We start from the raw sequence: 11,084 nt of genomic DNA, 5'->3' as shown, positions 1-11,084 counted from the left end.
GTAGCGTAATGAGACGACCCCTGTTGATGGGGGGTGTAAGCTTGAGTGTAGGCCTGTGGCTGTTGGATTGGATCCACCATTCCTTGTTAGAGGTGGGTGGAGTGGCTGTGTTGACTGCGATTGCCACAGGTACCGGCGTATGGCTATGGCAACGGCAGAAAAACTCTGTGGTGCCAGCATCGATCGCCCCACAACTCACCAGGGAACTAGTCGAGCAGGCCTTGACCCGTGTCACTGCCGTGGTGAATACACTCACTGCTGAGCTTGAGTTGCTACCGACTGCTAGCCGGCCTGATTTCAACCCGTTAGTCTTAGCCCTACGTAATCGGCTTACAGCATTGACAACAGACTGCGATCGCACAACCATTGGGATTGCTGTCATGGGCAGCAAAGGCAGTGGTAAGTCCACGCTGATTTCACTCCTAGCTTCTCCCCAAACGTTTGCTAGCCCTCGACGACTAGTATTGCAAGAGATTCCAGCTTCCATCACCCAAGGCAATGGTGATCAGCCATTAATTGGCAATTTTGTTGCTGATTTAACGCTATTCTTAACCACTGGTGATTTGACAGCCTCGGAACATCGAGTACTGCAAGAACTTGTGGCCACTCATCAACGGGTGCTGCTTGTGCTGAATAAGTGCGATCAATACTTGCCTAACGATCGGCCCTTGCTCATCGATCGCTTGCAGCACTACATTGTGCAACTAGCTCAGCAGCAACCAACGGCAACTCCTTATCCGCTACCTGTTCCCCAAGCTGAGGATGTTATTGCAATCGCAGCCAAACCCAACCCCCTGAAAGTACGGCGTTATCAACCAGATGGCTCTATCGATGAATGGCTAGAAACTCCGACTCCAGACTTGCATGGTTTGACACAGCGCTTACAAGCTCTGTTGACCCAAGACAACAACCTGCTAGTATGGGCAACGGTTGTCAGGTCTGCGCTAGCACTCCACCAAGAAGCTCAGACGGCCCTTAACCAAGTACGGCGCGATCGAGCTTTGCCCCTGCTAGACAACTATCAATGGATAGCCGCTGCTGCTGCCTTCGCCAACCCGGTTCCAGCTCTAGATTTGCTAGCAACAGGAGCCATCACTGCCCAGTTGGTACTAGATTTAAGTGCTATTTATCAACAACACCTATCCCTACAGCAAGCACAGGTCGTAGCCACAACCTTAGCATCCCTACTTGTCAAGCTAGGCCTGGTAGAACTGTCCACTCAGTTGCTAGGGAACTTGCTAAAGAGTAATGCTGCAACATTTGTAGTGGGTGGGTTGCTGCAAGGGGCTAGCGCTGCCTACCTCACACGCCTAGCAGGCTTAAGTTTGATGGACTATTTCCAAGACCAAAGCCTAGTAGTGAATTTGCGGGCAGAAAATCCCTTGACAATCGCAGCTCTCAGCCAGCGCCTACAAGCTGTCTTCCAACAAAATCGCCATGTAGCAGTCTTACAAACTATTCTTCAGACTGCGGCGAGTCGTTTATCCCCAGTTCAATCGACAACTCCTGCTTGACGAACAGCAAAGCAACAAGGCATTATAGTTAATGCACTTTCGAGTGCTTGAGGGGTTATAGCTCAGTTGGTAGAGCACTGCAATGGCATTGCAGGGGTCAGCGGTTCGAGTCCGCTTAGCTCCATAGGGGTTTAGCCACTTAGTACGGTTTACTGAGCAGTGTCTGGATGTTGACACAACACTGTTAGGTGTGCCTGAGCTAAGATTGTAGGCAGGCTCTTGAGCTTGGCTCTCTGAGGATACAGCGCCAATGGCGCCTCTTACTTTTGATGTGTTCATAGAGACCTCCCCAATATTGCCGGGAGGAGTTGCGTTGCTGTAGCCTTACTTGAATCGCGTTGTACCTTTGACAATTGTTGATCACAATGTTGATGACAGTTGGCTGATCGTTCCTGACATTGCCACGTTCACTTAGAGTCACATCCACTTCACGGCTTCAGGAGAGGTGCTCGATGATTTCTGGTTGGCACCGGCTTGGATAATGAGATTTTGTCACTAGACCAATCCCCGATTAAACCCCATTAACAAAATCCTCTACCAGCCGATGCTGTGCTTAGCTAGCTAGCCGTCGATCGCTAGCTTGCCTGTGTTCTATGCTGCAACCGATAGAATTAGCAGTATTGGAGGCAATGGCCTGAGATGTTGCGCCACTAGCGTCAGGGGTTCTGCTCACTAGCCTTTTCTAGGTAATAGGATCGGATGGTGCGGTGGCTAAAAATGCATCTACCTCAGCCGCAGTGGGTTGGGCAGCGATCGCTCCGGCTCTAGTGGTGGTGAGTGCTCCAACGGCACTGGCATAACGAACAATGTGGTGCACCGTAGTAGCATCTCGCAAACAGGAAAGTCCTCGATGGCAGAGTTGGTGAAGAAAACCTGCTACAAATCCATCTCCTGCACCCGTGGTGTCTACAACCTTGACGGTAAAGGCAGGGATATGACCCTGGTGACCGACTATGCTATACCAGCAGCCACGATCGCCATCGGTGACCAACAGCCCTTCTAGGTGGTCAAGTTGGTGGGTAATCACGGCGGGTTCTCTAGTGTTGAACAACCAGTCGGCTTCTTCTACCGTGACCTTGAGGAAATCAACATGGTTTAGCAGGGGACGGATAACGTTAGGGGCAATCGTCGGGTCTGGCCAAAATACAGGCCGCCAGTTGACATCCATCAGCACCTTCAGATGATAGCGATCAGCTAGAGCGAGTGCCTGCTCGATCGCAGCCCGACTGCTGGGATAGGCCAGTCCTAGGGTGCCTATTGCTAGCATCTCTGCGGTTTCAAACAGGGGCAGAGGCAGTTGGTCAGCTTGGAGGTAGGTATCAGCAAATTCAGTAGTGGCATGGTTCTTGAAGCCTGCGAAGGTGCGATCGCCATCTAGCGATCGGGTTACTAGAACCTGCCGCGTGGGAGCAGTAGCATGGCGCTGTACCCCTGTTGTTTCCACGTGACAATCCAGCAACAATTGCAACAACCCATCCCCTGCCTCATCCTGGCCAATACAACCCACGAAAGCCGCCGCCGTGCCTAACTTCACTAGAGCCGTGGCCACATTGGCCGGGGCACCACCTGGATACGCTGTCCAAGATTGCACCTGCTCCACAGGTACCCCTGGCTGATTTGCCAGACAGTCCCATAAGATTTCTCCTAGACAGATCACCCTTGCTGCCATAATCACCGTGCACCTAACAGTCTCATCCTGAGGAAAAATCACCCAGTATTTTCACTTCAGGCTGTAATTGGATCCCATACTGCTGAGCCACTTGCTGTTGCACGTAACCAATGAGCTGGTAGACATCCGCCGCAGTAGCATTGCCCACATTCACAATGAAATTAGCGTGTAATTCTGACACCTGAGCACCCCCGATAGCATATCCCTTGAGTCCTAAATCTTGAATGAGCTTGGCAGCCTTTTGTGGCTCTGGATTGCGAAACACACTGCCACAACTCGGCAAGTGATAGGGCTGGGTTGCCCGCCGTTGGTTGAGATCGGTCTCCGTTGCGGCTAGAACCATAGCCGGGTCAAAGCCAGGTTGAAACTGCCAAGTAGCCGATAACACTACACAATCGCTGCCCTGCAATACAGATGTGCGATAGTCATAACCCAAGGAGTCTGACATCATCACCTGTTCCGTACCATTGGGCAAGAGCACCGTCGCACTTACTAGATGTTCTGCTGTGCAGCTACCATGAGCACCAGCATTCATGACCACTGCTCCACCTACAGTTCCAGGAATACCTACCGCCCATTCCAAACCGCGCCAGCCCCGCTCAGCTACTTGCCAAGCTAGACGAACGATTGGTTCCCCTGCGCTAGCTGTCACTTGTCCCAAGTCGTCATTAAAGGTGACTGAGCGCAAGTAGCGGGTACAGATTACCAATCCTGGTAAGCCACGATCGCTGATCAGTAAGTTAGAGCCAGCACCGATAACCGTGATTGGCAACTGGTTTGCCTGCGCCCAAGCCACACTGGCACGCAAATCCTGGAGGTTGCGTGGGGCTATGTACCACTCTGCCTTACCCCCAACCCGATAGGAAGTCAAGGGTGCTAAGGGCTGTGCAGACTTAATCACACTGTTACCCTCAGCGAGGCGAATCTGGGTAGGCCGCGAAACCATAAAATCCACAAAAGAGCGATTAGGTACCCTGATAACACAAGAAGAAGCTTGGGATATAGTCATGATTGCTACTGCTAGGGTAACAACAAGACCTAGACACCTACACAGGTCTAGGCGCAGTTTAGGGCTACGGCTTGGTTTTCTTGGTAAAATTCCAGCAGTTTGGGAATTGCTTGATTGACATTACCTGCCCCTAAGAATAAAGCCATATCGCCAGGCTGAAGCAAGCCAGGCAACATATCCGGCAGTGAAATAACCGATTGTACGTAGTGAACATTGGGGTGATGTTGTGCAATAGCATCAGCCAATTGGCGACCACTAAGGTTATGAGGATTTGGCTCCCCAGCACTATAGATGTCCGTGACTACAACCACATCAGCATCACCAAAGGCGGTGGCAAACTCGTCAAACAATGCCTGGGTGCGACTATAGCGGTGAGGTTGAAAAATAGCCACCAACCGGGATGACATTTGGCCCCGTTGACGATTTTGGCTCAGGGCTAACTGAGCTGCTGCTAGCGTCACTTTAATTTCGCTGGGGTGGTGAGCATAGTCATCTACAAAGGTGATGCCCATGGCATAGCCACGGTGCTCAAACCGCCGTCGTGCCCCAGTAAAGCTAGCTAGTGCTTCTGCGATCGTCCCAAACTCTAGGTTCAGTTGTCGGCCTACGGCGATTGTTGCCAAGGCATTACTCAAGTTGTGCTTACCCAACACCTGTAGCTCTAAGGTTCCTAGGAGGCTGCCACGCTCCCAAACCCTAGCTTCCGTGCGATCGCCATAGTAGGTAACCTGATCTACGTAATAATCAGCACCTACATCTGCATATAGGCTGTAGGAAATATTGGGCCGCACTTGATCCCGCACTGTGGGGCAATCAATGCTACCAACAACTATTTGGCACTGCTGGGCAAAGGTCTTAAACACAGCAACCACTTCATCTAAGCTGCTGTAGTAATCAGGATGATCCAGCTCAATGTTGGTAATTACACCAATGTAGGCAGCATGTTTCACTAGGGAGCCATCCGATTCATCAGCTTCAGCTACAAGATAATCACTATGCCCGACCCTAGCATTGCCTTGCCATGCTTCTACCTCACCACCCACTACAATCGTTGGATCCAGACCTGCCTTTAGCATCATATAGCCAATCATGCTGCTAGTAGTGGTTTTGCCGTGAGTTCCCGCCACAGCAACACTGCGATAGCGCTGAATTAGTGCTGCCAACACGTCCGATCGATGAAAAATAGGATACCCCAAGCTGCGAGCGGCTTGGTATTCAGCGTTGGTATGACTAATAGCAGTCGAGCAGATAATTTGCGGAGCACTGCGATTAACCGCAGGTGATAGCCGAGACACCCCCTCAGACATAACGTCAGGCCGTACCTCTAGAGCAACGGTCGATCCTGTCGCTTTAGTGCCCTCAACAGGCTGCCTTGACTGAGCTAGCTCCACTGGTCGGAACCAATCCAAATTCTTAGAGTCCTGGCTAGCAAAGATATGAACCCCCACCTCCGCTAGGCGTTGAGTTATATGATTAAGCCGAGTATCTGAACCAGACACTGGAAGATGGCGTTTTGCTAACACATAGGCAAGCGCAGACATCCCAATTCCGCCTATGCCAATAAAGTGAAACGGTTTTCCATCTATATCAATAGCAGTTGGCAGCATTAAACGTAATCCTCACACCAAAATTCAAAGCCCTTACCAACAAATCTGCGGAATATTTAGGCACCATCATACTATCAGCAACCCGCTTGATTGGATAGTTTCCACAACCTCAATAAATCTAGTAACAAGATTTAGTTAAGTTAGTTAAGTAGCTACGTAGTGCCCTAAGCGTGACTCAAGCCCCATGACTGACTCAACCAAGAGTTGCTACTAGTAGCTAGCGAGTCACAGCTCTTCTCTGAACCATGAAGACCCTGTAAAGTCCTTATCTCAAGAATTAGTACCTATTCAAACCATTACTGGTGAATTGTATAGCCTTGAGAAATAGTGCACACCTGCTCTGTGAGCATAGTGAACTCGACGATCGTTGATCGTGTCATTCCCAACACTCACCTCTACAATTTCGTTCTTGTAGAGTATTTTACGGATTTCCCTCGTGAACTCAAGGGCTGTATGACAATTAACCCCTCATTGGCATTAGCGCAACGGATAGGGATCTTAGGAGGTACGTTTGACCCAGTTCACTGGGGACACTTAGTAATGGCTGAAACTGCTCAGAGCCAAGCTCACTTAGATGTTGTGATTTGGATTCCAACTAGTAACCCCCATTACAAACGGGTAGCCCAACCCACACCCCTGGTACACCGTCTAGCTATGGTTCAACGGGCAATCGCTGACCACCCTCATTTCACCGTTTCCACCGACGATGAAGCCCAAACCGGACGATCCTTCGCGATTGATACATTGGTTAACCTACAAGACCGTTACCCCGATCGATGCTGGTTTTGGATCATCGGCACTGATGCTCTGCAGACCCTACCCAAATGGTATCGCTATCACGATCTAATAACCCGATGTGTCTGGTTAATCGCACCTCGCAGTGGTCACGAGATGATCATTCCACCTGATATGCCATCCAACTGCTGGCAACTGTTACACATGCCATTGATCGGCCTGTCATCTAGCTTGATTCGACAATATGTCCAGCAAGGACAGTCTATTCGTTATTTGGTGCCTGATGCAGTCAGAGCTTACATCACTGCCCATCGCTTATATCAGCCAAATTTTCCCACCAATTCCTAAGCATTAGACAACAGTCAGTACTAGACGCTATGCGGCTGAAACAGGCTTGTAGCCTACGGTGTCTTGGGTGTCTTAGGTTGAATCAACTCCTTAAATCTACACCGCAAGTTATGACTACTGGAATGGTATGATCTGGGTCAATAATTCTTATTTACCGAGCTTAGTAAACAGAGGGCAGTACAGTGATTAGAGTAGCGATTAATGGCTTTGGACGCATTGGCCGTAATTTCATGCGGTGCTGGTTGGGCAGAACTGACAGCAACTTCGAGATCGTCGCTATCAACGATACATCTGACCCCAAAACCAACGCGCATTTGTTGAGATATGACTCTATGCTCGGTAAATTTGATGCCGACATTTCAGCCGATGCTAACACGATTACTGTTAACGGTAAGACGGTGAAGTGTGTCTCTGACCGCAATCCTGAAAACCTACCTTGGAAAGACTGGGAAATTGACCTAGTGATTGAAGCGACAGGTGTGTTTGTGAGCTATGAGGGCGCAAGCAAGCACATTAGCGCTGGGGCGAAAAAAGTACTGATTACTGCTCCTGCTAAGGGTAGCGAAGTCGGTACCTTTGTGATGGGGGTTAACCACGAGCAGTATGATCACGACAAGTACACTGTGGTAAGTAATGCAAGCTGTACTACTAACTGCTTGGCACCGATCGTTAAGGTATTGCACGAAAATTTTGGCATTGTCAAAGGCACGATGACCACTACCCACAGCTACACAGGTGACCAGCGCTTGTTGGATGCTAGCCACCGTGACTTACGTCGAGCACGGGCAGCCGCCATGAATATCGTACCAACCTCTACAGGTGCGGCTAAGGCAGTGGCTTTGGTCATTCCAGAGATGCAAGGCAAGTTAAATGGTATTGCTCTGCGGGTTCCCACTCCTAATGTTTCGATCGTAGACTTGGTTGTAGAAGTTGAGAAGCCGACGATCGCAGAGCAAGTCAATGAAGTCATCAAGGCTGCTTCTGAAGGTCACCTCAAGGGTATTTTGGGCTATAGTGACCTGCCACTAGTGTCTTGTGATTATCAAGGGACAGATACCTCATCTATTGTGGATGCTGAGTTGACCTTGGTAATGGGTGGCAACATGGTGAAAGTGGTTGCTTGGTATGACAATGAGTGGGGCTATAGCCAGCGCGTTGTTGATTTGGCAGAACTTATGGCTCAGAAATGGAAAGCCTAGGTGCTTTAGTGGGATATTAAGCTCTGTTAGCTAGAACTAATCTCTAGAATCTGTTGAGTGCAGATTGCCAGACCTCATAACCACGGGAACTAAGGTGCAGCCCATCGGTTGTGAGGTCTCGCCGTAAATTGCCGCGATCGTCACTGAAGTCGGCTGCTAAATCCATGTAGGTAGTATTAGTGTGCAGTGCGATTGCAGCTAGGGCGCGATTGAGTCGCTCAACACGAGGAGCAGGGATGGCATCATACCGAGTAGGTAAGATAGATTGCATCACAATATGTGCCTGTGGGTGCTGTTGCCGAAGTTGCCTCGCAATTTGATATAGGTTAATGGCAATTGTACGATCGTCGATGCCCCTTCTCAGATCATTGATCCCCACCATGACATAGATAATAGCAGGGCGAGTGTTTGCTAGCAGTGGCAACCGTTTTAACACATTGCCCGTTGTATCTCCAGAAATACTCTGATTTAACCAGAGCTGGCCACTTGGCAACCTATCACTGGGTAACCATAAACTCAGTGAATCCCCTAGTAACACTGCTAAACGGTTATCTCCCTGTCCCCTTGCGGTGGCACCCGCCTCCAGTGCTAGCAACCGTACCCAGTCTTGATAGGTAGGCTGCCAAGTTACTCCTTGCCATACCTCGCGAAAGCTGTTGTTAGGCAACCGAGTGTATAGCTTGCCTGCTTTCAAGGCTGCCATGCGCTGAAGATATAGCTGCCCACCCGATTGCGGACGATCGGGCGAGAGCGGTGTCTGGTTGTAGGAATCTCTCAGGGGTTTTGTAAATGTTGCAGAACTATGCTCGTGACTGTAGCCTCTAGGAGGCTCTTGCCATGGGGGTAATGTGACAGATTTTTGACTTATGGGCACTGCGATGGGTTCGGGTGAAGAAATGTGAGGATAGGAGGCAGGGTTATTGGCAAGCTGGAGAGGTTCAGGGATAGTTACTCTGGAGGACTGAGTTGGGTAGGAAGTTGGGGGACTGGTAGTTGGATACGGTACTAGTGACGGATCTGATGGCAAGAGTCCGATCGCGAACAGTGGCAGTCCAGTCATTACTTAAAGCTCCTCTAGGCAAGCATATTACAACAACCCTCTAGCGAGGCTCGCTTACCCATACATCACCTTGACTGACCTATCCGTAGGATTTTTGTTAATGATCAGTAATATTGCTGTTGCCTAGTTTTGGAGCAACAAACCCAAAATGACCTGAGAAATCAGGCTCTCAAAGTAACATCTGGGTTGTCGATCGCTACGTGCTGAGTATCCCCAACCTTGATCAAGTCTTCAATATTACGGAGCATCGTGGCACAAATTGTGTCTATGGGTAGATCATTGGGATCATTGCCAAATGGGTTCTCAATTTCTAGACCAATCTCCTCAATGCCTAATAGGGTGAAACTAACTAAGGCAACCGTAAACCCAGTCAGCCATCCTAGCTGCCCTACCAGTTGAAAGGGCAATAACAAACAGTAGATGATCAGTAATTGCTTGAGGTGAATGGCATAGGCTAGGGGCATAGGCGTTTTCAGAATGCGCTCGCAAGCTCCAAGGGCATCTACCAAAACATTCAGCAGTTCATGCATGGCAGTAAGTTGTTGACTACTAATGTAGTTACGAGCATGTTGCTGCTGTAAATAATCACCTAACCACAGGGCTACCTCTAGGGGAGGGTTGTTCATATCCTGAAGTTGTCGGAATTGTTGAGTGCTTACTAAAACCTCTACTTCAGCATTCACCCGCTGTTGGCGGAGATGCAGCTTGGTGCAGACCGCAAAGGCAACCAGTAGCTTGAGGGCAGCAATCTTTTGCTGATACTCCGTAGAGTTGTGAGCAGGCACGGCGACCCAAATCTGTCGGGCTAGATTGCGTGAAGTATTGACGAGTTGCCCCCAAGCTTTGCGACCTTCCCAAAAACGCTCATAGGCAGTGTTAGTGCGAAAGACAAGCAGCAGACCCAATACAATACTGGGGATCACGCTACCGAGGGCTGGCTGGGATACTGGGAACTGATAGTGATGCAGGAGTGAAATCAAAACTCCAAACAAGCCACAGATGACTGTTCGAGGCAAAATTGCAGGAATGACTGATCCCCGCAATTGGATAGCCATCTGAAACCAATGACGTTGTCCTCTCATAGGTTCGTCGCTTCAATATACGGTTAGGTGCATTGAATTAGCTACTGGTTGCTAGTTGTACTCTGCTAGGGTAATCAGCGACGGGAGTGGTTTCATTAACTGTTGAACGATCGTGGCCACTGCTTCCTACAACTCCAGAATGTTAACATTCGTAACCAACTGCCGACCTGCTGAAAAAATACCGCAAAGTATATCCAGTACTTGTGCTAGTTTTTTTTTGACTGTAACCTAGATTAGGCTTGTGTATTGGTTCTATAAGGATCCTACGTAAGGCACAATATAGATGAGAGATCGTAGTGATTGTTTATAAGAGGAGAACTGTGTTGAAAGCGTTGAGTAAGGTTGTGTCCATCGTTCTGGCAGCGATCGCCGTTGTTTCCGTTGCTTTTAGTCGTCCTGCTCTGGCGGCAGACTTAGCGAATGGTGCCAAAATTTTCGGTGCCAACTGCGCTGCTTGTCACATGGGCGGAGCCAATGTCATTATGGCTAACAAGACATTGAAGGCGGATGCATTGTCTAAGTACTTGGATAAGTACGATGAGGATCCCGTAGCTGCGATCGCCTATCAAGTTACGAACGGCAAGAACGCGATGCCTGCCTTTGGTGGTCGCCTGTCTAAGGATCAGATTGTAGATGTTGCTAGCTATGTAGCTGATCAAGCTGCCAAGGGCTGGAAGGGCTAATGCTTCCCTGATCTTGAGTTTCACCCTTAGCCCCTCGATGGTGACATCGGGGGGTCTTTTTAGCTATTTGAAATTACTGCTGTGGAGTCATGAGTCGAAATGACCCGTGGATTCGTTGAATCAATGGCACGGCTGTAGGATTGCTGGCTGTGTAGAAGCTAACGATGACGATCGTCTG

At 49.4% G+C, this 11,084-nt stretch carries 9 protein-coding genes and 1 tRNA gene; 5 read left to right on the top strand and 5 right to left on the bottom strand.

The annotated features are described in order from the left end of the window. Positions 1-8 precede the first annotated feature (8 nt). Complete coding sequence (locus tag NZ772_06280) at positions 9-1,514, top strand: DUF697 domain-containing protein (GenBank protein MCS6813161.1); 1,506 nt, start codon at positions 9-11, stop codon at positions 1,512-1,514. Positions 1,515-1,565: 51 nt separating this feature from the next. Further along, positions 1,566-1,638, top strand: a tRNA-Ala gene (locus tag NZ772_06275). 558 nt (positions 1,639-2,196) lie between these two features. Here the strand turns inward: NZ772_06275 and NZ772_06270 are convergent. The 3 genes from NZ772_06270 to murC are packed head-to-tail and all read right to left on the bottom strand — an operon-like array spanning position 2,197 to position 5,796. Next, positions 2,197-3,186: a carbohydrate kinase gene (locus NZ772_06270; protein ID MCS6813160.1), complete on the bottom strand. Its 990-nt coding sequence runs from the start codon at positions 3,184-3,186 to the stop codon at positions 2,197-2,199. 19 nt (positions 3,187-3,205) lie between these two features. Further along, a complete protein-coding gene (gene murB / locus NZ772_06265) occupies positions 3,206-4,192 on the bottom strand; it encodes a UDP-N-acetylmuramate dehydrogenase (protein ID MCS6813159.1) in 987 nt (328 codons plus the stop codon). 47 nt (positions 4,193-4,239) lie between these two features. Then, on the bottom strand, positions 4,240-5,796 hold the full coding sequence (gene murC, locus NZ772_06260; protein MCS6813158.1) for a UDP-N-acetylmuramate--L-alanine ligase: 1,557 nt from the start codon (positions 5,794-5,796) through the stop codon (positions 4,240-4,242). A 456-nt stretch (positions 5,797-6,252) separates the two neighbouring features. Between murC and nadD the strand changes: the two genes are divergently transcribed. Then, positions 6,253-6,882, top strand: a complete 630-nt coding sequence (gene nadD, locus NZ772_06255; GenBank protein MCS6813157.1) for a nicotinate (nicotinamide) nucleotide adenylyltransferase — start codon at positions 6,253-6,255, stop codon at positions 6,880-6,882. A gap of 182 nt (positions 6,883-7,064) precedes the next feature. Further along, a complete protein-coding gene (locus NZ772_06250; GenBank protein ID MCS6813156.1) occupies positions 7,065-8,081 on the top strand; it encodes a type I glyceraldehyde-3-phosphate dehydrogenase in 1,017 nt (338 codons plus the stop codon). A 43-nt stretch (positions 8,082-8,124) separates the two neighbouring features. Here NZ772_06250 and NZ772_06245 read toward each other — a convergent pair whose 3' ends face one another. Both NZ772_06245 and NZ772_06240 read right to left on the bottom strand, forming a co-directional pair. Next, a complete protein-coding gene (locus tag NZ772_06245; GenBank protein ID MCS6813155.1) occupies positions 8,125-9,141 on the bottom strand; it encodes a GDSL-type esterase/lipase family protein in 1,017 nt (338 codons plus the stop codon). Between the two features lie 161 nt (positions 9,142-9,302). Continuing rightward, a complete protein-coding gene (locus NZ772_06240; GenBank protein ID MCS6813154.1) occupies positions 9,303-10,223 on the bottom strand; it encodes a hypothetical protein in 921 nt (306 codons plus the stop codon). Positions 10,224-10,555: 332 nt separating this feature from the next. Between NZ772_06240 and NZ772_06235 the strand changes: the two genes are divergently transcribed. Next, complete coding sequence (locus tag NZ772_06235; GenBank protein ID MCS6813153.1) at positions 10,556-10,906, top strand: c-type cytochrome; 351 nt, start codon at positions 10,556-10,558, stop codon at positions 10,904-10,906. Positions 10,907-11,084: the final 178 nt, after the last annotated feature.

The organism is Cyanobacteriota bacterium (assembly GCA_025054735.1).
Classification (GTDB): Bacteria; Cyanobacteriota; Cyanobacteriia; order SKYG9; family SKYG9; genus SKYG9.
The sequence above is the reverse complement of the archived record's forward strand: the minus strand, read 5'-3'. Positions and strand labels throughout refer to the sequence as shown.